The 26557-nt window shown below is 68.1% G+C and carries 26 protein-coding genes and 6 pseudogenes; 21 read left to right on the top strand and 11 right to left on the bottom strand.

Going from position 1 to position 26557, the window contains the following annotated elements; translation table 11 throughout:
- The first annotated feature begins 361 nt into the window (after nucleotides 1-361).
- The 3 genes and pseudogenes from ACZ5D2_RS31365 to ACZ5D2_RS31375 form a co-directional block, all read left to right on the top strand.
- Nucleotides 362-685, top strand: a complete 324-nt coding sequence (locus ACZ5D2_RS31365) for a hypothetical protein (RefSeq protein ID WP_371674895.1) — start codon at nucleotides 362-364, stop codon at nucleotides 683-685.
- A 137-nt stretch (nucleotides 686-822) separates the two neighbouring features.
- Nucleotides 823-1077 (top strand): annotated as a pseudogene (locus tag ACZ5D2_RS31370) (transposase); the annotation flags it as partial.
- Nucleotides 1065-1505 (top strand): annotated as a pseudogene (locus ACZ5D2_RS31375) (transposase); the annotation flags it as partial. The pseudogenes ACZ5D2_RS31370 and ACZ5D2_RS31375, both read left to right, overlap by 13 nt.
- Here the strand turns inward: ACZ5D2_RS31375 and ACZ5D2_RS31380 are convergent.
- Together ACZ5D2_RS31380 and ACZ5D2_RS31385 are read right to left on the bottom strand one after the other, a co-directional pair.
- Nucleotides 1500-1820 carry a hypothetical protein gene (locus tag ACZ5D2_RS31380; RefSeq protein ID WP_371674894.1) on the bottom strand — a complete coding sequence of 107 codons (321 nt, stop codon included), beginning with the start codon at nucleotides 1818-1820 and terminating at the stop codon, nucleotides 1500-1502. The pseudogene ACZ5D2_RS31375 and the gene ACZ5D2_RS31380 sit on opposite strands and share 6 nt — an antisense overlap.
- Before the next feature lie 221 nt (nucleotides 1821-2041).
- Nucleotides 2042-2191: pseudogene (locus ACZ5D2_RS31385) on the bottom strand (IS5/IS1182 family transposase); the annotation flags it as partial.
- On the opposite strand from ACZ5D2_RS31385, the gene ACZ5D2_RS31390 reads away from it, so the two are divergent.
- Nucleotides 2156-2566 (top strand): hypothetical protein, encoded by a 411-nt coding sequence (locus ACZ5D2_RS31390; protein WP_468934055.1) that lies wholly within the window; start codon nucleotides 2156-2158, stop codon nucleotides 2564-2566. The pseudogene ACZ5D2_RS31385 and the gene ACZ5D2_RS31390 overlap by 36 nt on opposite strands.
- A gap of 52 nt (nucleotides 2567-2618) precedes the next feature.
- Here the strand turns inward: ACZ5D2_RS31390 and ACZ5D2_RS31395 are convergent, their stop codons facing one another.
- On the bottom strand, nucleotides 2619-3146 hold the full coding sequence (locus tag ACZ5D2_RS31395; protein ID WP_371674892.1) for a hypothetical protein: 528 nt from the start codon (nucleotides 3144-3146) through the stop codon (nucleotides 2619-2621).
- 331 nt (nucleotides 3147-3477) lie between these two features.
- Between ACZ5D2_RS31395 and ACZ5D2_RS31400 the strand changes: the two genes are divergently transcribed.
- The 4 genes from ACZ5D2_RS31400 to ACZ5D2_RS31415 all read left to right on the top strand — a co-directional run bounded on the left by ACZ5D2_RS31400 (nucleotide 3478) and on the right by ACZ5D2_RS31415 (nucleotide 6831).
- Entirely contained in the window at nucleotides 3478-3720 is a 243-nt protein-coding gene (locus ACZ5D2_RS31400) for a hypothetical protein (RefSeq protein ID WP_468934059.1), read from the top strand.
- A gap of 626 nt (nucleotides 3721-4346) precedes the next feature.
- Nucleotides 4347-4745 (top strand): hypothetical protein, encoded by a 399-nt coding sequence (locus ACZ5D2_RS31405; RefSeq protein ID WP_351037069.1) that lies wholly within the window; start codon nucleotides 4347-4349, stop codon nucleotides 4743-4745.
- A 467-nt stretch (nucleotides 4746-5212) separates the two neighbouring features.
- On the top strand, nucleotides 5213-5779 hold the full coding sequence (locus ACZ5D2_RS31410) for a hypothetical protein (RefSeq protein WP_468934062.1): 567 nt from the start codon (nucleotides 5213-5215) through the stop codon (nucleotides 5777-5779).
- 233 nt (nucleotides 5780-6012) lie between these two features.
- Nucleotides 6013-6831: a hypothetical protein gene (locus ACZ5D2_RS31415; protein ID WP_468934065.1), complete on the top strand. Its 819-nt coding sequence runs from the start codon at nucleotides 6013-6015 to the stop codon at nucleotides 6829-6831.
- Between the two features lie 289 nt (nucleotides 6832-7120).
- Here ACZ5D2_RS31415 and ACZ5D2_RS31420 read toward each other — a convergent pair whose 3' ends face one another.
- Nucleotides 7121-7672 (bottom strand): DUF4232 domain-containing protein, encoded by a 552-nt coding sequence (locus ACZ5D2_RS31420; protein ID WP_468934068.1) that lies wholly within the window; start codon nucleotides 7670-7672, stop codon nucleotides 7121-7123.
- A gap of 243 nt (nucleotides 7673-7915) precedes the next feature.
- Between ACZ5D2_RS31420 and ACZ5D2_RS31425 the strand changes: the two genes are divergently transcribed.
- Entirely contained in the window at nucleotides 7916-8809 is an 894-nt protein-coding gene (locus ACZ5D2_RS31425) for an IS982 family transposase (protein WP_468934071.1), read from the top strand.
- A gap of 63 nt (nucleotides 8810-8872) precedes the next feature.
- Here the strand turns inward: ACZ5D2_RS31425 and ACZ5D2_RS31430 are convergent, their stop codons facing one another.
- Nucleotides 8873-9112 (bottom strand): hypothetical protein, encoded by a 240-nt coding sequence (locus ACZ5D2_RS31430; protein WP_371674887.1) that lies wholly within the window; start codon nucleotides 9110-9112, stop codon nucleotides 8873-8875.
- Between the two features lie 377 nt (nucleotides 9113-9489).
- Between ACZ5D2_RS31430 and ACZ5D2_RS31435 the strand changes: the two genes are divergently transcribed.
- The 5 genes from ACZ5D2_RS31435 (at nucleotide 9490) to ACZ5D2_RS31455 (ending at nucleotide 15896) form a co-directional block, all read left to right on the top strand.
- Nucleotides 9490-10164, top strand: a complete 675-nt coding sequence (locus tag ACZ5D2_RS31435) for a hypothetical protein (RefSeq protein WP_371674886.1) — start codon at nucleotides 9490-9492, stop codon at nucleotides 10162-10164.
- Nucleotides 10165-10600: 436 nt separating this feature from the next.
- Entirely contained in the window at nucleotides 10601-12391 is a 1791-nt protein-coding gene (locus ACZ5D2_RS31440; protein WP_468934075.1) for a hypothetical protein, read from the top strand.
- 904 nt (nucleotides 12392-13295) lie between these two features.
- Nucleotides 13296-13580, top strand: coding sequence for a hypothetical protein (locus tag ACZ5D2_RS31445; RefSeq protein WP_468934078.1), 285 nt, complete (start codon nucleotides 13296-13298; stop codon nucleotides 13578-13580).
- 4 nt (nucleotides 13581-13584) lie between these two features.
- Nucleotides 13585-14421 (top strand): hypothetical protein, encoded by an 837-nt coding sequence (locus tag ACZ5D2_RS31450; RefSeq protein ID WP_468934080.1) that lies wholly within the window; start codon nucleotides 13585-13587, stop codon nucleotides 14419-14421.
- Nucleotides 14422-15218: 797 nt separating this feature from the next.
- Nucleotides 15219-15896: a hypothetical protein gene (locus ACZ5D2_RS31455; RefSeq protein WP_468934083.1), complete on the top strand. Its 678-nt coding sequence runs from the start codon at nucleotides 15219-15221 to the stop codon at nucleotides 15894-15896.
- Here the strand turns inward: ACZ5D2_RS31455 and ACZ5D2_RS31460 are convergent.
- Nucleotides 15893-16024, bottom strand: a complete 132-nt coding sequence (locus ACZ5D2_RS31460) for a hypothetical protein (RefSeq protein ID WP_371674881.1) — start codon at nucleotides 16022-16024, stop codon at nucleotides 15893-15895. The genes ACZ5D2_RS31455 and ACZ5D2_RS31460 overlap by 4 nt on opposite strands.
- 342 nt (nucleotides 16025-16366) lie before the next feature.
- Nucleotides 16367-16606, bottom strand: coding sequence for a hypothetical protein (locus ACZ5D2_RS31465; protein WP_468934086.1), 240 nt, complete (start codon nucleotides 16604-16606; stop codon nucleotides 16367-16369).
- Here ACZ5D2_RS31465 and ACZ5D2_RS31470 point away from each other — a divergent pair.
- Nucleotides 16541-17218 carry an ATP-dependent DNA ligase gene (locus ACZ5D2_RS31470; protein ID WP_468934089.1) on the top strand — a complete coding sequence of 226 codons (678 nt, stop codon included), beginning with the start codon at nucleotides 16541-16543 and terminating at the stop codon, nucleotides 17216-17218. The two genes, ACZ5D2_RS31465 and ACZ5D2_RS31470, sit on opposite strands and share 66 nt — an antisense overlap.
- On the opposite strand, the gene ACZ5D2_RS31475 is transcribed toward ACZ5D2_RS31470, so the two are convergent.
- Nucleotides 17196-17645 carry a hypothetical protein gene (locus tag ACZ5D2_RS31475; protein WP_371674877.1) on the bottom strand — a complete coding sequence of 150 codons (450 nt, stop codon included), beginning with the start codon at nucleotides 17643-17645 and terminating at the stop codon, nucleotides 17196-17198. The two genes, ACZ5D2_RS31470 and ACZ5D2_RS31475, sit on opposite strands and share 23 nt — an antisense overlap.
- A 71-nt stretch (nucleotides 17646-17716) precedes the next feature.
- On the opposite strand from ACZ5D2_RS31475, the gene ACZ5D2_RS31480 reads away from it, so the two are divergent.
- The 3 genes from ACZ5D2_RS31480 (at nucleotide 17717) to ACZ5D2_RS31490 (ending at nucleotide 19558) form a co-directional block, all read left to right on the top strand.
- Nucleotides 17717-17929, top strand: coding sequence for a hypothetical protein (locus ACZ5D2_RS31480; protein ID WP_371674876.1), 213 nt, complete (start codon nucleotides 17717-17719; stop codon nucleotides 17927-17929).
- A 229-nt stretch (nucleotides 17930-18158) separates the two neighbouring features.
- The gene (locus ACZ5D2_RS31485; RefSeq protein WP_371674875.1) at nucleotides 18159-18788 is read left to right on the top strand and encodes a hypothetical protein; all 630 of its coding nucleotides are present in this window, start codon (nucleotides 18159-18161) and stop codon (nucleotides 18786-18788) included.
- A gap of 152 nt (nucleotides 18789-18940) precedes the next feature.
- Nucleotides 18941-19558 (top strand): GIY-YIG nuclease family protein, encoded by a 618-nt coding sequence (locus ACZ5D2_RS31490; protein ID WP_468934094.1) that lies wholly within the window; start codon nucleotides 18941-18943, stop codon nucleotides 19556-19558.
- Between the two features lie 223 nt (nucleotides 19559-19781).
- On the opposite strand, the pseudogene ACZ5D2_RS31495 reads toward ACZ5D2_RS31490, so the two are convergent.
- Together ACZ5D2_RS31495 and ACZ5D2_RS31500 are read right to left on the bottom strand one after the other, a co-directional pair.
- Nucleotides 19782-20891 (bottom strand): annotated as a pseudogene (locus ACZ5D2_RS31495) (IS110 family RNA-guided transposase); the annotation flags it as partial.
- A 311-nt stretch (nucleotides 20892-21202) separates the two neighbouring features.
- Nucleotides 21203-21808: a TetR/AcrR family transcriptional regulator gene (locus ACZ5D2_RS31500; protein ID WP_371674873.1), complete on the bottom strand. Its 606-nt coding sequence runs from the start codon at nucleotides 21806-21808 to the stop codon at nucleotides 21203-21205.
- A 236-nt stretch (nucleotides 21809-22044) separates the two neighbouring features.
- Here ACZ5D2_RS31500 and ACZ5D2_RS31505 point away from each other — a divergent pair, with 236 nt between their 5' ends.
- Both ACZ5D2_RS31505 and ACZ5D2_RS31510 read left to right on the top strand, forming a co-directional pair.
- Complete coding sequence (locus tag ACZ5D2_RS31505) at nucleotides 22045-23217, top strand: FAD-dependent oxidoreductase (RefSeq protein ID WP_371674872.1); 1173 nt, start codon at nucleotides 22045-22047, stop codon at nucleotides 23215-23217.
- Nucleotides 23218-24010: 793 nt separating this feature from the next.
- Nucleotides 24011-24682, top strand: a pseudogene (locus tag ACZ5D2_RS31510) (reverse transcriptase N-terminal domain-containing protein); the annotation flags it as partial.
- A gap of 12 nt (nucleotides 24683-24694) precedes the next feature.
- On the opposite strand, the pseudogene ACZ5D2_RS31515 reads toward ACZ5D2_RS31510, so the two are convergent.
- Nucleotides 24695-25015, bottom strand: a pseudogene (locus ACZ5D2_RS31515) (helix-turn-helix domain-containing protein); the annotation flags it as partial.
- 95 nt (nucleotides 25016-25110) lie between these two features.
- Here ACZ5D2_RS31515 and ACZ5D2_RS31520 point away from each other — a divergent pair.
- Nucleotides 25111-25491 (top strand): DUF6221 family protein, encoded by a 381-nt coding sequence (locus ACZ5D2_RS31520; RefSeq protein WP_371674871.1) that lies wholly within the window; start codon nucleotides 25111-25113, stop codon nucleotides 25489-25491.
- Nucleotides 25492-26557 lie beyond the last annotated feature (1066 nt).

The following is a 26557-nucleotide window of genomic DNA, read 5'->3' on the forward strand; positions in this document are numbered from 1 at the left end:
GGGCGGAGGAGGAGCGGTTCCCCCGCTGGGGGGGGGCTGGTTCCTCCCAGTGGCGGAGGCCGCGACCGGGGGTGAGCTGGGAGGTTGGAGGCAGTCGGGAAGCAGCCCGACTCCCCTCTCTCCACTGAGGATTGACCATGCGAGAGCTCACCATCGCCATCGCGCTCACCACTGCGGCCGTGGCCCTCGCGGCCGGCACCGCCGCGGCCGCGCCCACACCGGCCACCCCCTACCGGCCCAGCACCTCGCGCTGCACAGCTGGACCCTGCTCAACTAGCACGGCCCGGGCCCCAACCCAGGCGAGCGGCTCACCGCGCGGGTCAGCGCCCGTACGGTCGACGGCCACGCCCGGGGGCACGTCGTGGTGCAGCACGTGTTCGAGAAGACCGGCACCATCCGGGCCGAGTTCGACGTCGACTGCCTGACCGTCGACGGGAACGGCGCCATCACCGTGACCGGGCCCATCTCGCGGACCGTGGTCACCCCGCTCGGGGGCGAGCCGTACCTCTTCGAGGAGGGCCAGCACCCCGAGGCCGGCCTCACCTTCTACCCGACCGACGAGCAGCACCAGCGCCGGGTCGGCTGGAACCGGACCAACCCCCAGATGCACTCCGAAGTCGTCAAGTGCGGCGCGGTTCCGGCCAGCCTCTGGGTCATCGACGGCGGGACCTTCCTGCGCCGCTAGGAGCGTGTCTCTGTGACCGGCAACCCACCTGTGTCTCGTGATCTTTCGTACGGGATGATCCCGGTATGCGTGGTGAGGATGGGCTGCTCGAGGCCGAGCCCGTCGAGGCGAAGCGGCCGCAGCGCCGTCCGGCGGCGGTGGACAAGACCTTCCGGGCGTTCGACCCGCATCAGGTCCTGCTGTTGCCACCGTCGCTGGACGACTGGCTGCCCGAGGGACACCTGGCCCGGTACGTCGCCGACCTGGTAGACGATGTGCTCGACCTGGGACGGGTCCTGGCCGACTACACCGAGAAGCGCGGCTACCCGCCCTACGACCCGCGCCTGATGCTCCGGCTGCTGATCTACGGCTGCACCACCGGGGTGCGCTCCTCGCAGGTGCGGGCAAGAAGATCGCAGGCCGCAAGCGCCACATCGGCGTCGACACCCTCGGCCTCCTCCTCGCGGTCTGGGTCACCGCGGCCAGCGTCTCCGACAACGCCGGCGGCATCCACCTGCTCTCACACCTTGCCAAGGCCCACCCCAGGATCACCAAGGCCTGGGCCGACACCGGCTACCGGACCAAGGCCATCGACCACGGCGCCACCCTCGGCATCGACGTGGAGGTCACCCGCCGCGACCCAAGCCAGAAGGGCTTCAAGGTCATCCCGCGGCGCTGGGTCGTCGAGCGGACCTTCGGCTGGCTCATGCACCACCGCCGCCTCGCCCGCGACTACGAAACCCAGCCGCGCCGCTCCGAAGCGATGATCCGCATCGCGATGATCGACCTGATGAGCCGCAGGCTCACACGAGAGTCGACTCCGAACTGGAAGGACTCATAGCCGCCGGGCCACGCTGACCCGCGCGTCCTCGCCCCTCATCGCCTGCAGCCAGCGGTCATCGATGACCCCCGCCGCTTCCCGGCAGGCGCCACAAGCGTTCTCCCGTTCGGGCAGCCACCAGTACTCGGACGGCGACATCCCGGCTTCCTGGATTCCGCAGAGCGTCCTGCCGAAAATGCCGAAGGCGTGGGAGACCTCGGCGGGAAGGCCATCCGCGACGGCCCTCTCCCAGCGCATCTCCACGGGCAAGTACGACGGCCGCGAGACCTCGAACCACTCACCACCCACTGGGTGACGGCGTGGCACCAGGAACACGACCAGATCTCCTCTACCCACGCACTCGGCAGCGCCGGCCATCGCCACATCGCCCGTCCACACACATCACACTCCACGGGCGGATCCTCACACGCCTCCGCGCATGGCCCCAAGCCGCCGGCACCGCACGACTTACCAAACACCCCCGATGGGATAAAACGCTCTTTTAGAGGGCGTTTGAAGTGGGCGAATTGCCCTTTGATACCCTAGTACGTTCCTCGTCAGGTGGGTGTGGTTTCGTCCGTTACGCGCTTGGCGAGGTTGTCGATCGAGGCTATGTGGATCATGGCTTCGGAGCTGGTGGTGAGGGTCTCGTAGTCGCGGGCGAGGCGGCGGTGCATCATGATCCAACCGATACTCCGCTCTACTACCCCTCACCCGTCCCCGAACCCGCCGCCTCCCTGCTACGGGACTACATCGCCGACCGCGACCACATGAACACCGCCACCAACCAGGCGTCCCCCTGGCTGTTCCCCAGCCGCCGGGCCGGCCAGCCTTTCCGCCCTGACCACCTGTCCGCACTCCTCAATGAGATCGGTGTCCCGGTGGCCGCCGCCCGCGGCGCCGCGATCCGACAGCAGCTCCTGGAGATGCCCGCCCCCGTCGTCGCGGACGCACTCGGCTACCACGACAACACCACCACCCGGCTCCGCAACGAGGTTGGCGGGACATGGAGCCGATACGCCTCCGGGGATCATGCACGGTCACCAGCGGGCTGGGTCCCTCGGGGAACTGGCGACAGTTGAATACGAACACCAGTAATCTGCCAGCCGGAACCTGCGGGGAGTCGGCCAGGGCTCAGGGCGCCTCGTGGGCCTCCACCCGAGTGCAGGTGACCACCCGGGGCCTGTCGTCCGCGTATTCGGGGAACGTCAGCACCACTTTGTCGTTGGATCCGCTGACCCGCATCTTTGAGTAGCCCGCGTCCTGGCCGTCGATCAGTCCCCCCGACAGGGTGTACCTGCCCCCGAGTGCCTTCTCCACCTTCTCGGGAACGTCGTGGACCACGTACGGGGTGCGCCGCTCAAGCGTCACGGAGAGGCTGCCCCCCTCGAAGGACCAGTTACCTTTCTCCGACCACGGAGTGTCCGTGCCCACGCCGCTCATCAGCCACCGCCCGTCTTCGGACACGACGATCCGTGCCCCCGCGCCGTTCTCGGCCTCGAACTCCCAGCTGCCCTTCAGGAACGCCCCCAGGGTCTGGAATCTGACGCTGGTGGAACCGTTACCCGAGCAGGCGGCCACGGTAGCGGCCACGATCCCCGCCAGCGCGTACCGCAGCGCGGCACGGCGCCCCACCACCCGCACGAAATCCCCGGTGTCCATCGGATCTCCCCCTTCTGTCTCCGCCGTCGCGCACCCGAGGGCGACGTGCAAGACCACAACATCGCCGCACTGTCAGCCTCAGACCAGAGGAACAACCTTCAATGACCGAAATCCGTGCGGCCCGAAGCCGAGGGAACTGGAGCCGACACTCAGCTGGCGACCACACGCAGTCACCAGCAGGGTGGGTTTCCCGAGGAACTGGCGACAGTTGAATAGGAGACCCCACCAGTACCGAGCCCGGATCCGCCCCCGTAGGGCCGGAGTTCACCCGTCCGGAGGCAGGCCGGACACCGGCGCACGGGTGCTGGCGGGAGGTGGGAGGGTGGGGTGCATGGATGAGCGTTGGGTGGGGCGGCGGGTGTACGGGGACGAGTCGGATGGGCAGGGCCAGGGGCCGGAGGAGGGCCGCGCGTACGTGGAGCTGGTGGGCGGGCCCCCGCAGGAGATCGTGGACGGGGCGGTGCTGATGTCGGATCACGGCCGGTTCGGGCCGGGTGGCCGGTCCGACTATGAGCCGGCCGGAGGGGGATCCGGCGACGTCGGCCGGTTCGTGTGGCGGGGCGACGTCCCGTAGCTCTGGGCGGCCTGGCCCCGTGCGGGGCTGGCTAGGGCGTGGGTAGCCCGTGCCGACCCGAATGAGAGGGCCGTACGATTTCGAAGAGAGAATATCGCCGGGTTTCTCATCTTCCGCCAGGAACGCGGGCACGATTAACGTGGCCCCGGTACCCCGTTGTCGGGGGTACCGGGGCCGTAGATGGTCCGGTCGTACTGCCCCAGAGCGCTCTGGGTACCGGTCCTGACCTGCACACCCATATCGGCGCGGACTGATCACGACCCCAGCCGAGAGATGAGGCGCCGACCCGGTACCTGCATGTCGGGGCGTGGCTCCGGGCGCAAGGGCCGGTCTGGTTGGGCACCCGGGTGACGGGCTGGGGTCTGGCGGGGGATTCGGGGGCGGCCGTGGCGGACTCCTGGGGAGATCGGAACGCGTCACTCCCATGTGAGCGCACGTTCGAATTCGCAGTCGAGTGCGGCGTGTCCCCTCGGCCCTAGACCAGTCCAACTGTCCTGTGACGGCGAAGGTTGATCATTGCCAACGAAGGTTGATCATCAGTAGGTTCGTGCCATCGAAGTTTGAGCGGTATGGGGCGCTGCGGGAGCCGCCCATCCGGCCAGCCTCTCCGACAGCCAGGAGCCTGCGTGTCGATCGAACTCGACTTCCCGGAGTTTCCCTTCGAGGAGGCCCCCGGCTTGATCGGCTGTCGGCAGGAGCCCTGGAATGGCGTCCTCGTCGTGGTGGACCACATACCGTTCACGACCGGCGACAAAGTCACTTTCGACGTCACGGTCTGTGGTGACACCGACGGGCAAAGTGTGGCCGCGCAGACTCAGGGCGTCGTGAACGTCACCGCTGACACCACCTCCGTCAGCTACACCATCCCCTGGGAGGGTGTTCTGGACGCCGTCACTGAGGGCTCCATCATCGCCTCCTACAGCCGCACCCCCGTCGACGGCAGCACGCCATCAACCTCGCAGGAAGCCATCGTCCGGTACTCCCGCCAGCAGTCCGGTGGCACCGTCTGCGGTCCAGACAGCTGAGTCGTATTGGGCCCGTCCTCGCGTCGACGGCCGGAGAAGCCCTGCATCGCCATCTGCCCTGGCGCCGGTGCGCAGGTACCAGCGTCAGCCAAACTTCGATGGCACGGGCTCAGACTTTGATGTCACAGGACACTGTTGTCCTGTGCCATCGAACCTTGAGCGCGTGCCATCGAACTTTGAGGACTCCGAATCGTGGGACCAGAATCCAGAGTCCGTCGTCGTGCTTGGCACACGTTGATCCGTTGGAGGTGTGCCATGGAAGGCGATCCACCGTGGTGGGGGATGACTGCGATCTCGGCTGGATAGCGGTGGGGCTTGGGGCGGCTCTCCTGTTGGTGATCGCCACGGTTGCCCTCGGCGTGATCTGAACGCGGCGGAGGCTCAGACGCCAGTTGTTCTGGTCGGTATCAGCACGTTGGTTACGCCGATCTGCTTCCCCCCAGCACGATGCCCTCTAGCCTCGGACCATGGATTGGCTCATAGCGGCGGTGGTGGGAATGGCAGGCGGTGCCTCGATGGAGGCCGTCGACATCATCAGGGCCGTCAGATGGCACCGTCAGATGCCGTGGAACGTCCAGTCGGACACCATCGATCCGCCCCAGCGCAGAGCCGATGTGCGGCCCGGCGAGGAGCAACTGCCCGCACCCGGTTGGAAAGCGTATGTGTTCGCCGGGGTGCTGCGGCTGTTCGTCAGCGGTGCCCTGACGGGTGCTGTGGCGGCGGCCTATCCGCAGAGCACGAACCCGCTGGTGGCGCTTCTCATCGGGCTGGGCGCGTTGTCGGCTGTCGAGAAGGTCGCCACGCTGGTGCCGTTGATGGTGAAGCATGCCGGTCGGGCTGCGCTGGGCGGTGTGGTGGAGGAGGCACGGCAACAGACTCGGGCCCTCCAGCAAAACACTCAGCAGTCTGGCCCTGGGCAGTCGAATGGCGCTCTGCCGGGACCCCAGACGGGTAGTCCTTCAGCAGGGATTCCACAGCCGGACGCCGGCGTTGTCGGGCAACAGGATCCGACGGCCGCAGGAGGTGCAGCGTGACGATTGTTGCCGAGTCCTTCGTGGGCCGCTTGCTGGCTGTGTTCTCACGGCGTTCTCCCGGCTTCCGGCCTCCCCTGAAGACTTCCGGCCTGTTCGCGCCGGATAGTCCTGCCATGTCTCCTTCCGCTCCAGTTCAGGCTGTTCCCCGCCCTCGTGAAACAGCCCAGACCGATCCGGCCCAACACCGCGCCAGCAGGCTGAGCCTGGCTGGCGCAGCGGCTCGCTGGAAGTCCGTGACTCCACAGGAGCGGCTCCAGCGTCGCCATGACCTGCTGGCCGTCGCACGTTCCCTGGAGTCTGCTGCCACAGCCCTCAACCGCGACCGCGTCCTCGACCGCGTCCTCGACCTCGGCCTCGCCCACGGCCTCGTCCGCGACCTCGTCCGCGACCTCGCGCGCTCCCGCGACCTTGACCTTGACCTCGACCTCGGCCCCGACCCCGCCCGCGACCTTGACCGCGACCTCGACAGAGCCCTCGACCTCGCTCTCGCCCGATCCCGCAACCGCGACCGCGACCTCGACATCGTCCGCGACCTCGATATCGACATCGACCTCGACCTCGTGCGCGACCTCGACCTCGACCTCGCCCGCGACCTCGTCCGCGACCTCGACAGCGCCCTCGACCGTGCCCGCTTCCACGTCCGCACCCGAGCCGGCGCCCGCAACCGCGCCCGCAACCTCGACCTGAGCATCATCCATGCCCTCAGCGTCGTCCATGCCCTCAGCCTTGTTCGTGCCCCCGAACCCGACCACGTCGGCGACCGTGCCCTAGACGTCGTCCACGAACTCGCCCGCGACTTCACCGAAGCTCATGACAATCTGATCGACGCGGCAAGTGACTTCGTTGGCGCCGACCTCACCACCGTGGATCTTGTTGAGGTCAACCTCGCGGGGATCCGCTGGGACAGTGACACCCAGTGGCCCGCTCCTGAGTGGACAGCTCGCATCCGCAGAGCGTCCATGGAGGACCCTCCTGGATCAGGGGTCCTCATCGTCCTCCCTGAAGAGGGCCACGACTTCGCCGATCACGGTTCCCTGGCGCCAATGTCATGAGGTGGCACAGCTAGTCGTGCCGGCCCGCTTCGATCAAAGTTCGGTGGCACGCGCTCAAGGTTCGATGGCACAGGACAGTTGTCCCGTGCCGCTGGATCTTGACCGTTTGCCATCGGACTTTAACGGACGCGAGTTTGTGTCATCGGAGTTTGATCACCGCAGGTCAGCGACTCGGCGCACAGAAGGTGCGCTGAGTCGCTGACCTGCACTTATGTGCAGTTTCTCGTAGACGTGTAGGTCAGAGCCTTGCGATCGTCATGCAGGCTGCTCGATTTGTGAGGACGGGGGGTCAGGAAGGCTCGACCGCCGAGACCGGGGTGGCTGTCACCTTGTTGTCACACTCGGCCCACCACCCGTCCTTCAGGGCGACCTTGTGCTCCCCGGAGTGCGGCAGCCCGATGACCATCGTCGGATACGCCGCCGGGGTATTGCCCGAGACGCAGTAGCCGTCGCCCTCCCCCTGGACCTGGACGAAGGTCAGCTTCACCCATGCCTTGCCCTGCGGCCGGACCGTCACGGCGGCCGCTGTGCCGGTGGGGGTGACCTTGAGCGGGGTGTTGCCGGCGCCCGCGACCGTCGGATAGCCCTTCAGGACGCACGTCTTCTGGGAGACGTTGGTGAACTGCACGACCGCCGCCCCGGTCCCGGTCCCGACGGGCCGGTGGGCGGCCTGCCAGGCGCTGACCTGGAGGGCGGAGGCCGGGCAGGCGGGCGGAGGGGTGGAGGTGGTGGTGCTCGCCGCCATGGCGGTGCCGGGCAGGATGCTGGTCACCGCCGCCGCGACGGCCATGACCGCCGTCGAAGCCAGAGCCGCCCTGCGAATGCCGTTGCTGTGACGCATGCTGTCGTCCCCCTGAGTCGTCTCGTCCGCGGGCTTCGGTCGTCAGTTATTGCCCCGCGGTACGCGTGGTACGTGAGTGAAGATACGGGCGGGAGAGCTGCAGGGTTCCGTGTGGCGACTACCTGTGACGCAACGGTCAAACTCCGATGGCAAACGGTCAAGATCCAGTGGCACGGGGCACCAACTAGACGAGTAAGTCCGAAGTCTTCGGGCGCATGAAGCGAGGGTCTCTTTGATCCGTTTGTGACGACAGATCTCGAAACCCTCGCTACAGCACTCTACGTGAAGATCGATGACTCTCTGGCAGGAACGCGGCGGCCGGGGCGGCCTCCGAGGCTGACGGACGCGGAACTGTTGACCGTGGCAGTGATGCAGGCCGTCCTGGGTTTCGCCTCCGAAGCCAGGTGGCTGCGGTTCGCCCGCCGCCACCTGGCCGCGGAGTTCCCCTACCTGCCCGGGCAGTCCGGCTACAACAAACGCCTGCGAGCCGCGAACACGCTGATCAGCAGGTTCATCCGCACACTCGCCCGGGACACCGACCTGTGGCACGACGACGTGTGGATCGTGGACTCCACACCCGTGGAATGCGCCCGCTCACGGCCCACCGTCAAACGCTCCGACATGGCCGGCTGGGCCGGCTACGGCTACTGCCCCTCACACTCGCGGTTCTTCTGGGGCCTGCGCCTCCACCTGCTCTGCACCCCCGGAGGCCTACCCGTCGCCTGGGCCCTGGCCAACCCGAAGGTGGACGAGCGGGAAGTCCTGGCCGACATGCTCACCCAGGACGCCGATCTGCTGACCACCCACCCCGGACAGACCGTCATCGGCGACAAGGGCTACGTCTCCCAACACCTCGACGCCTTCATGGCCGACCACGGCCTGACCCTGCTGCGGCCGAGCTACCGCAACAAGAAACCCAGGCCGGGCGAGCACCTGCTCAAGCCAATCCGGCAGCTGATCGAGTCGGTCAACGACACCCTCAAAGGCCAGCTGGACCTCGAACGCCACGGAGCCAGGGCCCCAGCCGGAGTCCTGGCCCGGATCGGACAACGCATCCTCACCCTGACCGCAGCGATCTGGCACAACCGGGCCAACGGCACAGCCATCACACGATCACTCATCGCCTACGACCACTGACCCAGACTTCGGACTTACTCGTCTAGTTGCCGAGCATGGCAGAGCTGGCGAGTTCTGCCGTAGTCAGGCCCGCGCCTCAATATCGAGCTCGTCCGCTAGCAGGTGATTCTCCAGCCGCTCAGTCTCAAACTCGTCACTGAGGACGCCATTGTGGATGGGCTCGACCTCCTCCACGAGGAGGGGGTGGTGGACGTGCTCCTCGATGAGGATCGGTTCGGCCTTGGTGGGTCCTGTGTCTGCCTGGGCCGCGGTGGCAATGCCGCCCATGAGTGCTGCCGCGAGGAACATTGCGCTGCCTGCCATCTGTGTCTTCCTGGGAAGGGCCATGCGTGCCCTAACGAGGGCATGGGGTGTTGGGCACTCAAGGTTTGATGGCGCGCGCTCAAGTCCGGCGTCACAGGTGTGAATGTGTGGTCTGGAGGCAGCGGGTGGGTGTCAGCACGGGTGCGACGATTGTGCCTGCTCTCGCCGACTCCTGGCGCTGATCATGTCTTTGCCGAGTCTGCCGGGCCGGCGGATGTTGGTGGGCTGCTGCCGCGCCGGTTTGTCCAGGGTGGTCGTGTGCCGCGGGGCGGTCAGGGTGCCGTGCTCGTGGTGCGCGCCCCGCGCGGCCGTGCTCGGTGGAGTGGATCTTGGTGTGGTTGCGTGACCTTGTGGGGGATGGGCCGGTTGGACGGTTCATGATCAAGAAGATGCTGCTGGTCGCGATCGCGGCCGCCTCTGCCCTGTCGGTCACGGTCTCCGGTGCCGGCGCCGCCGTCCACGCTCCCCGTGCCGCTGACTCGTGCAAGGGCGTTGTCCTGGATAAGCCGGCTCAGAAGTACGGTGTCCGGGATTCCGTCGTGAAGAACTACGACCAGTTCAACAAGGGCGACTGTCTGACCCGGATCGTGCACGACGGTGCGGTCAAGGGCTACTTCACCAAGAGGGTGGAGTCCAAGCAGTACGCCGGGATGACCAAGCCGTTCGATTTCATCACCTGGACCCCGGCGAAGGGGAACGCGGCGGGCGCGGAGCAGAAGAGCTTCTACGTCGTGTACATGGGTGAGGACAAGATCTACATGGACAGTGACGAGATCCCGGCCGGGCTGCCCACCTGCGACGCCAAGGTCAAGGGGCAGAGCGCGCGCAAGTACAGGGCGAAGGTGCGGATCTATGGTGAACCGCGCCGTGACATGAAGGTGTTCGTCCGGACCTGGAACGAGATCGAAGGGTTCACCGCCACTGACAGCTACTTCCGGCCGGGTGACTGCATCATGCTGAGCGGAGCCGCCGCCAAGCACGACGGGAAGGACGTCTACGAGACGACCGGCTCCGCCTGGGTCATGGCCGAGGAGGTCGAGCTCATCAAGTAGACGTCTGCGCGGCCCGGGCCGCGGCTCCTGCGCCCCCACCAGCCGAGCAGGGCCATTCCAGCCTTCGCCGTGAGCTGGCCACCCTTCCCGCGCCCACACCCTGACCGCTCCGCCCGGCTCCCCCCGCCGGCCGGGGCGCCGCCCCGGCCGGCCTCCCCCCTGGCTCGGTCGGGGCGCTTTCGTTTCACACGGTGGGAGGCGGAAATGTAGAGGGCTCGTTGGGGAGGAGAGGCGCAATCCGCGAAATGATCACGCTGCGTGCATCATTCAAGTACGTTCTGTGTAGTGCCTCCCGCGAGTGGAGGCTTCCTGACTGAACAGGGGTGATGTGATGGCGTCCAAGGCGCAGCGTTCGGGCACCGACACGTGGGAATCCGTGGGTCCTTACAGTTCGGCGGCGTCGGTGGAGTGTTTGCCGGGGCCGAAGGGGGGCTCGGTGATCCTGGTTTCCTCTCCTGCCACGGTGGGCGGCTTCTGGAGCGAGGACGGCGGGGACACGTGGCAGCCCGTCAGGCCGCCGACCCCTTACCCGGTGGGCACGTCTTTGGCCGGCAGTCATGCCGATCCGCAGCGGTGGTGGCTGGCCACCAGCTCCCTGCCCGGCGTGCACGAGAGCGGCATCTTCCGCACCGATGACAAGGGCGCCAGCTGGGAGCGGCTTGAAGCCAAGCTGCCGGGGGGCGAGTCCTTCGCGTCGCTCTGCGCGCACCGCAAGGGGCAGGTCCTCGTGGCGCTCACGATGGGCGGGGACACGCTCGTGAGCCGGGACGGCGGCGACAGCTGGCAGAGCGAGGACCTCACCGAGGGCCGTGCTGTACTCAAGCTCGCTCTCCTGGGCGACGATCTCATCTTTCAGCCCCAGAGCGAGGGAGTCCTTTACGCCGTCCGGGACGCCGCCGGCGAGCCGCAGCCTCCCGAGGCCCTCGAATTCCTGGAAAGCGGACAGTTCGTCTTCGCGTGGGACGCGGCCGGCCGAACGGTCGGGGCTGTCGTCCTCGGCGCCAGGGGCGGCCTGGCCATCAGCCGGGACGCGGGCGCATCGTGGGAGGCTCCCCGGAAGTCCCTCTACGGGGGCTCCGTGGTGGTACGCACCGACGGAACGAGTGACCAGATCCTGCACCAGGCATCCGCGATCACCCAGCTCGACAACGGCGACGGCGTGTTCCAGAGGGTCAAGCGGCCGGGGGACCTGGTGGCCGACTTCTGCCTGCTGCCCGGGGGCGGCTGGCTCGCTGCCGATCGTGTCCACGGCCTCTACTCCACGACCAACTGGCAGACGTTCACACGCAAGGGTGTTCCCGCGGCCTCCGTCACCGCGCTGGCCGTGACAGAGGAAGCCGTGCTGGCCGGGACCGAGACGGGCCTGCTGCGCGCCTCCCTGCCCGTCGAGGGCCCCGACTGGCAGTCACCCGGTGGGCTGTTCATCAGCGGCAACCACGTCGTCGACATGGACGCATGGGCGGAGAACCCGTCCCTGGTGTGGAGGACCCGGAGGATCAACCTGACCTGCGCGGCCGAGCGCAGTGACGACGCGGGGATGACGTGGCAGCAGCGGGGGCAGTGGCCCGACGCCGTCTTCGCCGTCCACATCCACCCCCTGGACCCTGACCGTGTCATGCACAGCTTCGGCTACCTGAACAACGGCACCGAGGTCCTCGGCGTACGGACGACCAACGACAGCGGCAACTCCTGGAGCGAGCACGACCACGGCCGCTTCTACCTCGGCCTCGCGGCCGACCCGGCCGACGCCGACGGCAACGGCGTCTGGATGGCCTCCCACACCAACGGCCTCTACTACTCAGCCGACTTCGGCGAGACCTGGGAGAAGAAGACCTCCCACGAGGCCAGCGCCGTTCTCCACACCGGCGCCGGCACTGGAACCGGCCGCCTGCTCATCGGCGGCGACACCATCCGCTACAGCGACGACGGCGGCACCACCTTCCACCCCGCGCGCATCGAGCACACCCCAGACCCCCTGCGCGTCGTCGCGTTCGCCCAGCACGACGGCACCCTCTACGCCGCGACCGCCAGCATCTGGTACCCGGGAAATCCCCCTGTGATCACAGCCGGCCACGGTGTCCTGCGGTCCCGGGACAACGGCAGCACCTGGCACGACGCCTCCGGCAACCTGCCCACCCTGGACGTACGCGCCCTGGCCGTCGACCCCGCAGGGCGTCACCTGTACGCCGGCCTGCAGGGCGGCAGCGTCCACCGACTCGCCCTCTGACAGCACCCACACACCCCCAGCCACAACAAGCTCGGCCCAATACCGGCGCCTGCCAGGGGCCCTTCGGTCGGACACCACACTGATTGCGCCCATCACACGCTCGACCGAAGAGCCCCGCCAGCCGTCCAGTCCTCCGGCGCATCCGGGCCACGCCCCTGTTTCCCCTTCCGCGTGGCCCAGAGTTGCGGCCCGGGCCGGCTCCCCTCTCCGGACGCCGTAGGCCGACTGCCCAGGCGAAGCGGCGCCCGGGCACCGGGCTGCCGCTCAAGGTTTTCAGCAGAACAGTTCCCCGCCGCGGCCCCTCACCCCTTTCTGGGGCCAGCTCGGCCGGACGCTGGGCCTGCTCGGTGGTGGGAGCGCACGCCGGGGCCGCCCACAGCCGCTTCTCGGCGCGCCCGCAAGCGGTGGAGACCAGCCGCTCCAGGACGGTCGTGCCGGGCAGCTCGGACAGGTGCCGGCCGGCTGGAGGCGCATGCGTGGAGGGGGCGGCCGGGTCCGGTGCCGAGCGGACGGTGCCTGCTCGGCCGCGGACGGCCTGTTGTGTGCATGCGGCCAATTCGGGGAACCATGATCACGACACTGGTGACAGTCGGTAGTCGTCCGTTACGTTGTGTGCGCATCCATTCGGACTGCGAACTCTCGTTCGTCCCACCCCCGAAGGGGCTTGTTCGGCATGCGCAGATTCCCCCGTATCCTCCTCGCCGTGTCCATGGCGGCCTTCGCTCTCCTCTGCGGGCTCTCGCCCGCGGCGGCCGCCCCGCTACTGTCCGGTCCACCCGCCCACCTCCACCGAACCGCCGCCGTTCTGGCGCCTCTTGATGGCGACGAGCCGTGCCCTGGCGGGGAGGCCAAGCCGTGCTCGGCCTCGCCGGAGGAGCGCGGGGCCGTCGACGGGGACCGTGCTGTGGCCAAGCAGGACGCTGCCGCGGCCAAGGAGGACATCGGGGCCGCCAAGCAGGCGGCCCAGAAGTGCACGGCGGAGTCCAAGGCGTGCATGACGCAGCTGATCGGCGGCGGCACGACGCAGGAGACCGACATGGCACAGGCCCGCGACGAGCTGGGCACCATGCACCCGGCGCCGTCCGCCAACGCCGAGACCGCCCTCGACGGCACCTGCGCCTCCTTTGCCGCCGACCTCCCGGCCGGCTGTCCAATGCCCCCGAAATGGGCGCTCTGTGCGGGGAGATGAACCGATGAAAACGACGACCACCGGCATGCGAGGCCGGCGCGCAGCCCTGGCCGCCACCGCCACCCTCCTCGCCCTCACCTGCACCACCGGTACCTCCCACGCCACCGCACCGCCCGAGGTACCGGCGCCGGTCGCCTACGAGGGCACCACCGAGCTCGCCACGACGCAGAAGGTCACCGAGTACTGCGCCTCGCACCCCGGAGGCTGCCGGTTCCAGATCAACCGCGCAGCGTCCGGCGACTACTACAGCGCCGTCAAGTCGCTGGGCAACGCGGTCGTGAACTGCACCAAAGACGAGATCACCGTCGCGCGGGAGATCACCCTGCGCACCGCGAGCAGCGACAACCTCGGCGGCGAGATCACCGGGAAGATCGCGATCGAAGGCACGATCAACACCTCCGGCGAGGTGACCGCAGGCGTCGACGCGAAGGCCAAGGGCGAGTTCTCCACCCCCGACAAGTCCAAGGGCCCGACCGCCACCGTCGGCGCCGAGGCCGGAGCATCCGGCAGCGGGAAGATCGCCGGCTCCCTCGGCGTCAAGGGAGCCTTCGAGGGCGCCTTCAAACTCGCCTACCAGCGCACCTGGACGACCGAGCAGACCGAGAAGACCACCTACAACACCAAGGTCCGCCCCGGCGACGCACTCGTCTTCGGCGCGAGCTCCGCCATGCAGCGCATCGCGGGAGAGATCACCACCGGGACGGGCCTCGGCATTCGCAGGGTCGTCGTCGACGGCCCCTCCACGGTGAACACCAGCACCTTCGTCGCGGACACCTTCACCGTGCCCGGCAACACGTGCGAGCGCCTGCGGCCGGAGGGCAAGACCGGAACCGCGGCCTGACGCCCGCCGCCCTGCCAGAGGGCTCCCGGTTCAAGGACCGTGACGTGCTCACCCCCGCTACGCCCTGACCACCCGCGAGACCCCTGTGGAGAACCTCATGACATCCCGCCCCTGCTCTGCCGCTCTCGCTCCCGCCTCAGCTCCCGCCTCCGTCGTCTCCCTTACCCGCAGCGCGCCGGTGATCGGCTTGTGTCTGTCCCTCGGCCTGCTCGCCGGAGCGCCCCTCGCCCACGCGGCCGCCCCGCCCGCCCGCCCAGGCCGCGGCCCCGGTAGCGGTTACCGTCCTCAACGGCGACTTCGCGCAACCGGCCTTCGCCGGCGTCAACACCGCCGTCAACCCGCACGCCTGGTCGGTCGGTCCCACCGCCGGTGTCGGCACGAACGGCGGCGTCGCCCGCTGGAACGCCGTCACGAGCGGCCACCCCGACGGCCTGACCGCTGCCATGCTCCGCCTCCCCAACGAGGCCACCCACGGCCTCAAGCAGCGACTGCGCGGAGTGCGCGGCGGGGCACGGGTCACCGTGACCTACGACGAAAGCCCGAGCGTCTCCCAGGGCTGCACCGCCGCAGCCCTCGCACAGGGCCAGACCTACACCGTCCAGGGCGCAGGCGGTGCCCGCACCAACCGCACCACCTGCCCACCACCGAGAAACTCCCCAGCAACTACTGGAAGTCGGCCTGGCGCACCGGGGTCACCCTCACCTTCACCGCCTGGGGGAACGAGCCGCTCCTCACCTTCACCTCCACCGTCCCAGCCGCGCAGAACAACAACGGCAACTGCGGCCCGCTCATCACCAATGTCCGCGCCACGCAGGAGCCGCCGCCGGTGGACAAGACCATCCCGGCCGGCGCCCTGCCCGCCTCCGAAGCGTTCCTGGGCAACGACCGCCGCAACACCGCGGACGCAGTCGCCCTACTGCAACGGCGCTGCGAACCGCTGCACGTTCACCGCCGAAGACGACTACTCCTTCAGCTACTACGCCCCCGCCCGCGTCGCCGCCGAAACGTACTTCAACTGCACCCGCAACACCCTCAACCGCACCCGCCCCGTCTCCACCGCCAACCGCACCTACAGTGACCTCCCCGCTGCCGCCGGCCTGCCCAGCACCGGCACCGCAGCCCCCACCAACATGGCCCAGCAGTACACCCAGGGCACCGGTCTCACCCCGGCCTGGAACACCAGCCAGGACCGCCAGGTCACCGAGATCGTCCAGCCGGCCGAAGCCTCCTGGATCGAGACGCAAGCCGCACGCCGGCGCACCGAGGGATGGTTCACCGCCACCACCAAGGCCACCGACCCCAACTCCGACTGGCGCCTGCACACCGTCCTCGACCACCCCTCCACCGACCTCTCCGACCGCATCTACCAGCGCACTGGCCCCCTCACCGCCTCCGAGAAGCAGCGCTGCCAGTCCGACCGCCCCAGCGCCGTCACCCCGGTGGGCGCCACGTCTCCGGCCGGTGCCGAGCGCTAGCCGCGGCGGCCGAGCGCGTTGAGGTTGGCGTGCCGCAGCGGGGTTAGCCGGGTGACGTCCTCGTTCGGGTCGTCTTGCTCGTGCTGGTCGGCGGGCAGGGGCCGCAGCTGTTCGGCGTCGGCGTTCATGTAGCGGGTGGTCCAGCACGGCGGCGTTCGGCACCAGCCGAGCTCGCCGGGCTGGCCCTCCTGCCCGTCGCAGTGCGCCTGATGAATCTGCCCGCGCTTGACCGTGGCTGATGTCGCGGTGGTTGCTGCAGGAATCTGAGGGCCGAGCTCCGGGGTGAAGGGCGCGCTGTCGTGATCCGCAACCGGCCGGGGACGGCCTCGCTCGATCGGATGTTCCCGCCGTCGGGTGCCGCCCCGGCCTTCAAGGGCTCCTCGTCGTCTGACAGGGCATCGGGTGCCCCACCGGGCCAAGAGCGTGGCCCCGTGCCGTGGTCGGTGCGGGGCCACGCTGGCGTGCGGGGGTTATCGGCCGCTGTGGTCGATGACGTTGCCGTTGGAACAGTTGTTGGTGTGGTCGCCGACCCAGTCGCCCAGGACGGGTACGACGGCTACTTCCTGCAGGCAGACGGCGGCCGCGGTGAAGTTCCAGTTGTTGGCGGCGTTGATGCCGCCGCCGAAGTTGGAGTCGTTGTCGGCGTGGGCGGGCGTGGCCATGGTCGCCACGGTGAGTGCGAGGGCGGCGAGGGTGATGATCTTCTTCATGTCGGGTGCAACGAGGCCGGCGCGCGCAGGACACCCGTACTACGGCGGGAGAGTGGTCACGCCTGCCAGGCGTCGCCATGCCGGGCGGTCAGCCCCTGCGGGGCGCTTGCGCAGGGCTGCGGCGGGTGGCTGCTGTGGGTCGGGTACGCCGCCTCTGCCGGCCTGGTCCTCGATGGCGAGCTGCTCGTCTGGGATGCCGAGGCGGGCCGGCTGTCCTTTGAGGGGTTGCAGCGCCGGGCGGCTGCCCGAAGCCGTGGCGCCGCCGCCCTGGCCGCGAAGCTGCCGGCCTACTTCGTGGCGTTCGACGTCTTGCAGGAAGACGGCCAGGAGCTGCTCCAGCTGCCCTACGCCGACCGCCGCGCCCGCCTGGAAAACCTGTTCACGGAGCGCGCTCTGACGGCCCCCTGGACTCTGTGCCCGATGACGACGGACCTGGCCAAGGCCCGGGAGTGGCTGGAGTCCTGGACGGACGTGTCCGGTGTCGAAGGCATCCTCATTAAGCCCCTGACCAGCCGAGGAAGGACGGAACCCCGTGGACGCGATGCCCACGGGGTTCTGTGCTGCTTCGCCGGCCGGCGGGATGTCGACGCTACTTACCGCACTTGGTCTTGAAGCCGTCCAGCAGAGCCTTGCCGGCATCGGAGTTGTCACGCACGTACGGGCTACCGCTGATGCTGATCGAGGTGTTGCTGGTTGAGATGGACTCGCTGCCGGTCCGCTTGTTGCGGCTGTCGTCTCCGGCGACCGTCCAGATGATCTGGGACTGATCCTTGTTGAACTCGCCGGTGCTGGTCACGTCCGGCTTCTCGTAGACACCATCGCAGTCGTACTCATGATGCGAGACACTGTTGCCCTTGACGACCAGCTGGCCGAGGTGGGACGTGCCATTGACGTTCTTGACGTAGTAGGTACCGTCGAGCTTGCTGGCGCTGTCGCTGCTTCCGCTGCAGGCGGTGAGTATGAGTGAGCCCGCGGCCAGGGCCGCTATGTACGCGGCGATCTTGGCCCGCGTCCTACGTGCGGTCCTGGTGATGCTCATGATGTTCCCCCTGCGTTCGTTCTGGATAGTTCGGTTTGAGATAGAAGGCAGTCAAAATAACCTACGGATAGGTGACTTTGGCTGACCGGGACCGCCTGTCAGGCGCCTTCTCGGAGGCTGCCGAGCCGATGCTCAGTCAGCGCCAGCGCGACCTCGGACTGGTTGAGCGCGTGTTCGCCGTCCTGAATACGCCACTGCAGAAGCTGCTCGACACCAAAGGCACCACCCAGAAGATCATCATCGGCTACCTCGGCCCCCACCTGCGCAACACGAAGACCAACTGACCCAAGCCACCGAGCGAAAGAAGGGTGGGCCAGCCCGCGCCCCCATGCCCCGGCACGCAGCTGCGTGTGAGGGAGGAACGCCGAGGCACACCGGCTGACCACTGCACTCGCCAGCTCGCGGGTACCGAGTCGGCACCGGAGCGCGGTCGGGGCTCGCCTCGACCATCGCCGGCAAAACACCCCGACCGCAACCGGAACCTCACAGGCGCCCGGCCGTGTCCGTGTCCATATGGACGATGCAATTCTCAGCGCGATGCCGGGTGCGGGCCTCGCCGTGATCCTCCTGTTCCTCGGAGCGTGGGAGACCGACAGGCGAAACAAGCGGAAGGAGGCCCGCAAGGAAGTGGCAGAGAACCGGGCCACGCTTGAGGCACAGGTGAACGAGTTCGTGGCGTCGGTGCTGGCGGTGAAGGTGGCGGGCAACATGCATGAGCATCTGTACGCCGGCTGGAGGGCCAGGGGGACGCTCCTGACCCGGTGGCTGGGCGGGGCGAGTGCCGCCTATCTCGGCTCTCCGCGACACGGGCTGCCGGCCGCAATGATGGCAGTCCACGCCATGAACGCAGTGGTTGATCAGTGGGATGAGGCGAGCACGGTGTCAGCGGCGAAGCTGGCGGCCCCCTTGGGTCGTCTGGGGGCGGCCGCCGCGCCACTGATGAGGCGCCAGGAGGCGGGAGTGGCCGCAGCAGTGGACAGGGTGTTCACAGCGATCACCGAGAACTACGCAGACGAAGACCGGATCAATCAGGCCTTGGCGGCGTTGTACGACGTGTTGCGCCCGGCCCTGGATCCGCCGACTCCTCCGCGACGCCGGTGGACCCTGCGGCGCCGGAGTGGTGAGCTCCGGCTTCAGGGCTGACTCCGGTTCGGCGGCTTCGCGGCCGGGACCTACACCGTCGCCGCCCTTCCCCGCTCGCCACCCTGCCCGAGGGAGTAGGACCGAGATACCACGGGCGTCTGGAGTGTTGGCGCCGACAGGCCCTCGGCGTCTGCACCGGAAGGAACTAGATGATGCGCACGTACCTGTTGGCGGCCGAGGGGTCGGTCCTGACGAAGATCGGCCGGGCCGCCCACGTCGGCAATCGGGTGGCTCAACTCCAGACCGGCCAGCCCATGACCTTGACCGTGCTCCTGGACAGCGTCGGCGACTACGAAGCCGCGCTGCACGGCCGTTTCGACGCGCAGCGCGTACGGGGTGAATGGTTTGACCTGACCGTGCTGGGCGACCCGGTCCGGCTGGTCCTGGCAGCCCTGGCAGCCCTGGCAGCCCTGGCCGAGATGGCCGCCACCCCGCCCTCAGCGGCGGCTCCCCAGCCACTCCTACCCGTTCCCCGTCAGCTGCCCGCCCCCGTTTCTCACGAGCTATCCGCCCCGGTCCCCCCCTCGACCGCCCTGGTCCGCAGACGCGTTCGGGCCCGACCCGGGCGGGGCTTCCTGCCGTTGGTGCGGCGCCCCCGTGCATCAAGGGAACACCCGCACATCGCGGCTGTACTGCAAGCGGGCTCACCGGCAACGCGCCTTCGAAGCCGAACGCCTCGGCCTTCCGATGTTGAAGGACCGGCCGCCGGCTCAGGCTCCCGTGGCACCGGTGCCCGTAGGCGATCACCACCAGTGCGGCTGGTGCCGTGAGCCCTTGGTACGCCAGCCCCTTGGCAGGCCAGTCCGGTACTGCTCAGCCGGCTGCAAACAACGCGCGTACGAAGCGAGGAAGGTCGAGCGCGCCGTGCGCGCCGCGCGCCTCGCGGAAGGCGGACCCGATCAGGTCGTGACATGACCTGAGGGGAGCGGCGGGGACCAGGAGGGATGGGCAGCGGGAGCCGGAGCCGGAGCGACAGGCGGGATCTGTCAGGTCTGAGAGAATCGCCTGCTTGTGGCTCTTACCCTCGGCTCGTTTACGGTCGTAGAAGGTCTTCGATGTGGGACAGAAACGGGCAGCGATCTGGGCGGAGAGGTAGAAGACGCGCAGGTGTCTGCGGTGGTAGCGGTGGGGTCGGCGCATATTGCCGCTGATGCGACCTGAATCCCGTGGGACGGGTGCGAGGCCGGCAACTCCGGCGAGACGTCCCGCGGTGCCGAAGGCGTCCATGTCACCGCCGGTGCAGGCGATGAACTCCGCCCCCAGCAACGGACCTATGCCAGGCATGCTGATGATTACCTCCGCGTCCCGGTGCTCCCGGAATCGGGCCGCGATCCGCGCGTCGATGGCGGCGATCTCTTCGTCCAGTGCCAGGACTGTCCGGGCCAGGGTGTTCACCACGGCGGCGGCTGTGCTCTCCCCCGTCACGGCGGTGTGCTGGGCCTGAGCCGCGGCGACGGCCGCATCAGCGATGGCCTGGGAGCCACGGACTTTGCGGGTCTTCAGCCAGGCCGCGAGTCGGCTCGGGCCAACCCGGCGCAGGCCAGCCGGTGTTTGGTAACCGGTCAGCAGAATGAGTGCCGCCTTGGAGGCGGCATAGTCGAAGGCCCGCTCGAGAGCGGGGAAGTACTCCAGGAGCTGTGCTCGCATCCCGTTGATGGCGCGTGTGCGGTCGGCGGTGAGGTCATAGCGGCGGGCGGTGAGGATCTTCAGGTCCACCGCGATCTCGTCCCATTCCTGCAGCGGCTGCAGGTCCCGACGCATCCGTGCCTGGTCGGCGATGACGTAGGCATCCTTCGCGTCGGTCTTGCCGTCCCCGCGGTAGCCACGGGAAGCGTGATGGACGGTCCGGCCAGGAATGTAGAGCAGTCGCTGACCATGGCCGGTCAGGAGAGCGATAAGCAGAGCGTCCCCGCCGGCATGCAGGTCAGCCGCCCAGGTCACCGGGCTGTCCTGGGCCAGTGAGAGGACGTCGCCTATCAGTTCCAGGAGCTCGGGCTTGTTGTTGGGAACCCGACGCGAGAGCACCTTCGTCCCGTCCGTGTCGATCACCGTGCAGTGATGCGCGGCCTTGCCGGCATCCGTCCCCGCCCAGAGCTCGGGCACAGAGCCTCCCTCGTCGTCCGCTTGACTGACCCTGCAGACGACCACGCCGACGTGTCCTTACGAAGCGATCTCTGTTCGCTCATCCCAATGAGTGGCCGTGTCGTCGCGGGGCACTGGGCGGCCAATCAGTCAAAGCCACACGTACGGCATGAGCGTCGTCTGCCACACCCAGGCCCCTGGGTCTCCCGATCGTACGAAGGACCGGAATCAACCCGCCAACACGGTAAGGAGCGTTTCACTTGGCGGATGAGTACTCGAGTTGGCGGGTGTTTCACTCCGCGAGAACGTTGCGGCCTTTCGAGAGGTCGCGGTCACCCGTCCCGACCGGCGTGGTCTTCCTGTCCCGCCAGGGGGGTGGCGGCCCAGCCGTGTTCCAGCAGGGTGAACAGGTCGCGCATGGTTCGGGCCGGGTCTTCGCCTGCACGGGCGATGCTGGGGGCTTCCAGCGTGAAGCGTGCCAGGCCGGCGATGGCGGGGTCTTCCGGGGCGAGCCCGGTGACCTCGGCGAGGACGGCGGCCAGCGTGCTCTCGTGGCGCAACCACATGCGCCGGGCGTAGTCCCGCAGCGCGGGGGTGGATTCGATGAGGACGAAAGTGGGGTCGTCGGTCCGCACGGCGGTTCGGGTGCGCACCATATGGTCGCGCAGGGCGTGCAGCACGGGCTGGCCGGGGGCTCGGTCGCGAACGGCGGCGACGAGGGCGCTCTCCATGTCCGTGTCCAGGTCGAAGACGAGGGCTTCCTTGCTGGGGAAGTGCTTGAAGAGCGTGCTCAGCGAGACGTCGGCCGCCTCCGCCACCTCGCGTACGCCGACGTTGTCGAAGCCGCGCTCGGTGAACAGCCGCACAGCAGCATCCGTCAAGGCCTGCCTCGTCTGGGCCTTCTTGCGTTCGCGACGTCCTGCCGTTGTCCCGGTCATTCCGCCACCTTACCCCCTTGAGGGGATTCGATCGTAAAGGCAATCGACTGCAAAGTCGGAGCGGTTGTACTTTTGTAGCTGCTGTGCTTCTATGAGTGGCGACGGCCGACCGGCACCCGGCCGCCGTCACCTGGGACGCGTTCCCACACCGGAACGACTGATCCGCCATGCCCAGAACAGGGCGTCGCCACAAGGCACCAGCACCCTCCCCAGCCTTTGAACGGAGCGTGACCCTCATGTCCACCACCACTCGTATCGCGATCGCCGGCGCCGGCCTCGGCGGCCTCATCTGCGCGCGCATCCTGCAACAGCACGGCGTGCCGGTCACGGTCTTCGAGCGCGAGACCGACCCCCACTCCCGCTCGCAAGGCGGCACTCTCGACATCCACGAAGACACCGGCCAGGCAGCCCTGCGTGCATCCGGCCTGTTCGACCAGTTCCTCGCCCTCTCCCGGCCCGAGAGCCAGGAGTGGCGCTTGTACGACCGCCACGCGACCCTGATACGCCACGACCAGGCAGGCGTGGGCGATCTGAGCAGGCCCGAGATCGACCGCGGCCAGCTGCGCGCGCTCCTGCTGGACTCCCTCGCCCCCGGCACGGTCCGCTGGGGTCACTCCGTGAAGGCCGTCACGCCATTACCCCGTGGTACCGCCCGCCTGCATCACCACGACCGCACGGGCGGCGAAGACTTCGACCTGGTCATCGGCGCCGATGGCGCCTGGTCCCGGGTACGCCCCGCGCTTTCCGACGCCCAACCCTCCTACGCCGGTGTCACGTTGGTGGAAGTCCACTTCGACGACGTCGACCACCGTCACCCCGGCATCGCCCGCCTGGTCGGTCGCGGCACCATGTCGGCCAAGGCGGGCCGCCGCAGCCTGGTGCTGCAGCGCAACAGCAACGGCCACGTCCGCGGCTACGTCAACTTCCGCGGCCCCCAGGACTGGCACGCCGGCCTCGACCTCACAGACACCGAAGCAGTACGCGCGCGCCTCCTCGCCCAGTACCAGGGCTGGCACGAGAGCCTGCTGGACATCCTGCGCGACAACGAGGGCAGTTTCATCAACCGGCCCATGTTCGTCCTTCCCGTTCACCACTCCTGGCAGCGCGTCCCCGGCATCACCCTGCTCGGCGACGCCGCCCACCTGATGCCACCCGTCGGCGTCGGCGCCAACCTCGCCCTGCTCGACGGCGCCGAACTCGCCCAAGCCGTCATCGACCACCCCACCATCGCCCAGGCCCTCGACGCCTACGAAAGCGTCATGCTGCCCCGCGCCACCGACAACGCCAAGACGGCCCAGCAGATGCTCACCACCCTCATGCCCGACACCGACTCCGACGACGCCGCCTTCCCCGACAGCCTCTGGCCAGCCAACACCCTGCCTGACTCGCGACCCGCTCACACCAACTGAGCTCGGCCGACAACGCACCCCCAGCCTCCGCCGACGGGATGGCCACCAGGAGAGATCGTGGCGGCGGATGGGTCCGCATGAGTGCACCAGCCGGCGAATCCCGCCAGGTGAAGCGCTCAGTGTGCGACACGAAGTCGCTCCAGGTAAGTAAGTCCAGCCACGTGAAGGAGGTATCGATCGGCTGAACTTCGGGTCAGTGTCCAAGGCCCGTCCCCGCGCTCCCATGCGTCGCTGGTAACGGCGGGGTGTGAAGCGGAGTGTTCAAGCCCAAGAGCGTCCCGGCCATCGGGGTGCAACAGGCGAGGGGAAGGCTGGACGGGCGAAGCGCAAGTGAACCCTTGATGATGCCTCGTGACTTTAAGACCGCGTCGATGGCGTGTTGGCGGCGGTCACAGGACCCGGTGCTGTGAGGCACCAAGCGACCTTCGGGTAACTGAGCCCGGAGGGAGGACACCGCTGGTTCCGGGGTAGAGGGGGCGCCCACCCCAGTCGCGTCTTACTGGTGCGGAACGTGGAAACCCCGACGGGGTCCAAGCCACTGGCTTGGTAGGCCGACCGCAAGGGAGGTTGAAGTCCTCGCCGGGAGAAGGAAGATCCAAGAAGCGAAGGCCGGCAGGCCGAAAGGCCAGAGGAAACCGGGAGATCGGGACCTTCACCCGCTCTCGCATAACTCGCCGGATACGGGACCTGGTGGCCCGGCCCGAAAGGGCGCCCACGTGGATCAGGTGAGCCTTTGAAATCACCACTGCAAGGAAGCCGGAACCGAGGGACAAGTTAGACACCGAAGGCGAACATGGAGATCACGGCACCTGTCGTGACGCCCTCGCCTGCGGTGAACGGACCCGAGGGCGACTTACTCGACTGGCACGGTATCGACTGGGCCACCTGCGAGGAGAATGTACGGCGGCTGAGGCAGAGGATCTTCAAGGCGGCGCAGGACGGGGACCTCAAGAAGGTCCGCAACTTGCAGAAACTCATGCTGCGGAACCGCAGCAACACGCTGGTCAGCGTGAAGCGGGTGACGCAGCAGAGCAGTGGTCGCATGACCGCTGGCATCGACGGGGAACGGGCCCTCACGCCGAAGGCGAGAGGCGCCTTGGCGGCCGAGATCCATCGGTCGTTCATCCCCAAGAGCAACGGGAAACAGCGACCGCTCGGCATCCCGGTCATCCGTGACCGGGTTCTCCAGGCCCGCGTGAAGAACGTGCTGGAGCCCGAGTGGGAAGCGCGGTTCGAGCCGAGGTCCTATGGATTCAGGCCCGGCCGCAGCTGCCAGGACGCAATATCCGCGATCTTCTGGACGGTGAAGGGCAGGAACCCGAAGCGTCTGTGAGTCCTGGATGCGGACCTGTCGGCGACATTCGACCGCATCGACCACAACCACCTCATGACCATGCTCGGTCAGTTCCCCGCCAGGGATCTGATCCGCGGCTGGCTGAAGGCGGGCGTGATCGACCGCGGCAGACTCCGATACCATCACGATGAGCACGGTGCCCTTGGCGAACCGCTTGCGGGGCTGGAGGGCGAGTATCGGCCCGAGGTTGTCGATGATTCGGTCCGCCGCCGACTTCGAGATCCCGAACAGCGGGGCGAGCTGGCGCATGGTCAGGTTCGTGCGCCAGTACGCCGCGACGAGCAGGGCCCGGTCCTCCAGCGGAAGGCTCCACGGCCGGCCCCTGCGGACCGCGTCCGCACCCTGGCGCCGCAGCACCGTCACCAACTTGCCGAAGGCGCGAGGGCTCAGCCCGGAGAACAGGGCTGTCCAGGACGGCTCGGACGCCGTGATCACACCAGCCACAGCAAGATCATTCCAGTTGCCGGGCCTGCCAGCCGGGCCCTGCCCACAGTATGGAATTAGGCGACCGGGCCTCATGCATCGTTCAGGATGACCTCATGAGCCAAGACCTTGTGGAGTTCCTCCACGCACGGCTGGACGAGGAGGCCGACCTGGCCCGACGCAGCGACAGTGACGGCTGTGGGGAGTGGACCGCTCACGGGCACACGGTCGACTTCTGCCAAGGAGAACTCTCCGGCTTCCATCCCACGATGGCCCTGCACGTCGCGCTGCACGACCCGGCTCGTGTTCTGCGGGAGGTCGAAGCCAAGCGACGCGTTCTCTCCCGCCATGTACTCAGTCCGGCCACCGGCGACCCCGAACTGCCGTGGGACAACCGCGATGACTGCCAGTACGACGGTGACACCTGGCCATGCGACGACCTGCTCGACCTCGCCTCACCCTACGCCGATCACCCCGCCTACCCGCGACTGCCCTGAGACGGAGATCGTTTGCGGGACAGGCCTTAGCTGTAGATCGAGGGGCGACTTCGCTGTCTGCGACGCCGCAGTTGGTGTCCCTCCTGGCAGCGCTTGGTTTTGGGCTGTTCAGGCCGGCGAGGTGCGGCGTGTGGGGACAGTGCGTTGCGGCGCAGGTGGTGTCATCAGGATGAGTTGAGCTGGACAAGTGAATCTGAGCAGGTGTCATGCTTCTGACCTGGGGTTGTGCAGGTTGGCTGAGCACTGCGCAGTTTCACTGTTTGCCGACAACACGCGAGGTGTCGAGGGTCGTGCATGGGTTGATGACCAAGATCCCAGAGTCTATCCATGATAGTAAATGAAGCGAAGGTAGCCAGGCTGATGACGTGATGGGCGTGGCTGCGTATGTCATGATCGGGCCAAGAGCCGGCCGTGGGGTCGGACTAGATGGAGGAATCATGACTGTGTCCAAGCGAGTTGCTGCATTCGTGGCCACGGCTGTGGCCGTCTTCGGTTTCGCGATTGGCGGTGTGGCCTCCCTCGATAGCGGAGCCGTCACCGTTCAGGCCGGAACCATCAGCAACCACCCGTAGCAGGGAAGGGGGCTGCTTGCTCCCCAGGGTTGGGAGCAAGCAGCCCCGAACGGGCTGTGTGCCTGGACTCTGTGAAACCGGGTCATCCTGGCTCGTAGCGAAGCGCAGGACTCCGGCCCGAAGGGCCGGCCCCGTGATGGTGGGTGTGCGGTTGTGGGCCCTGGTCCGAGCCAATGCCAGTCGGCCAGAGCCAGGCTCCCGCCTGCTCTGCTGCTGAGGCCCGCGGAGCGGGCTAACCCTGGAGGCGCAGCCGGAAGGGCTCTGGGTGGGGGAGCGGAGCGGCCCCGCCCAACGGGCTGGGCCCGGACCCCGTGAAACGGGGTCACTCAGGGCCGCGGAGCGGCCCGTTCGGGGACCGAGCGAAGCGAGGCCCCCGAACCTTGTCCGGAGCGAAGCGCAGGACCCCCGGCCCGAAGGGCCGGCCCTGGCTCGGCGAAGCCGAGCCCGTCGAGCGCAGCGAGGCGGTTCTCTCCTGAGCGCGCAGCGCTCAGGAC

Source organism: Streptomyces sp. NPDC031479, assembly GCF_055581065.1.

What these genes read in the sequence shown, in the direction of transcription:
- ACZ5D2_RS31505 (WP_371674872.1), top strand. Translation starts at nt 22,045, where the DNA reads ATGTCCACCACCACTCGTATCGCGATCGCCGGCGCCGGCCTCGGCGGC.
- ACZ5D2_RS31395 (WP_371674892.1), bottom strand. Translation starts at nt 3,146, where the DNA reads ATGGACACCGGGGATTTCGTGCGGGTGGTGGGGCGCCGTGCCGCGCTG.
- ACZ5D2_RS31450 (WP_468934080.1), top strand. Translation starts at nt 13,585, where the DNA reads ATGAAAACGACGACCACCGGCATGCGAGGCCGGCGCGCAGCCCTGGCC.
- ACZ5D2_RS31475 (WP_371674877.1), bottom strand. Translation starts at nt 17,645, where the DNA reads ATGAGCATCACCAGGACCGCACGTAGGACGCGGGCCAAGATCGCCGCG.
- ACZ5D2_RS31435 (WP_371674886.1), top strand. Translation starts at nt 9,490, where the DNA reads ATGATCAAGAAGATGCTGCTGGTCGCGATCGCGGCCGCCTCTGCCCTG.
- ACZ5D2_RS31500 (WP_371674873.1), bottom strand. Translation starts at nt 21,808, where the DNA reads ATGACCGGGACAACGGCAGGACGTCGCGAACGCAAGAAGGCCCAGACG.
- ACZ5D2_RS31410 (WP_468934062.1), top strand. Translation starts at nt 5,213, where the DNA reads ATGGATTGGCTCATAGCGGCGGTGGTGGGAATGGCAGGCGGTGCCTCG.
- ACZ5D2_RS31455 (WP_468934083.1), top strand. Translation starts at nt 15,219, where the DNA reads ATGTCCGCGCCACGCAGGAGCCGCCGCCGGTGGACAAGACCATCCCGG.
- ACZ5D2_RS31400 (WP_468934059.1), top strand. Translation starts at nt 3,478, where the DNA reads ATGGATGAGCGTTGGGTGGGGCGGCGGGTGTACGGGGACGAGTCGGAT.
- ACZ5D2_RS31520 (WP_371674871.1), top strand. Translation starts at nt 25,111, where the DNA reads ATGAGCCAAGACCTTGTGGAGTTCCTCCACGCACGGCTGGACGAGGAG.
- ACZ5D2_RS31485 (WP_371674875.1), top strand. Translation starts at nt 18,159, where the DNA reads ATGGACGATGCAATTCTCAGCGCGATGCCGGGTGCGGGCCTCGCCGTG.
- ACZ5D2_RS31490 (WP_468934094.1), top strand. Translation starts at nt 18,941, where the DNA reads ATGCGCACGTACCTGTTGGCGGCCGAGGGGTCGGTCCTGACGAAGATC.
- ACZ5D2_RS31465 (WP_468934086.1), bottom strand. Translation starts at nt 16,606, where the DNA reads ATGAAGAAGATCATCACCCTCGCCGCCCTCGCACTCACCGTGGCGACC.
- ACZ5D2_RS31420 (WP_468934068.1), bottom strand. Translation starts at nt 7,672, where the DNA reads ATGCGTCACAGCAACGGCATTCGCAGGGCGGCTCTGGCTTCGACGGCG.
- ACZ5D2_RS31430 (WP_371674887.1), bottom strand. Translation starts at nt 9,112, where the DNA reads ATGGCAGGCAGCGCAATGTTCCTCGCGGCAGCACTCATGGGCGGCATT.
- ACZ5D2_RS31460 (WP_371674881.1), bottom strand. Translation starts at nt 16,024, where the DNA reads ATGAACGCCGACGCCGAACAGCTGCGGCCCCTGCCCGCCGACCAGCAC.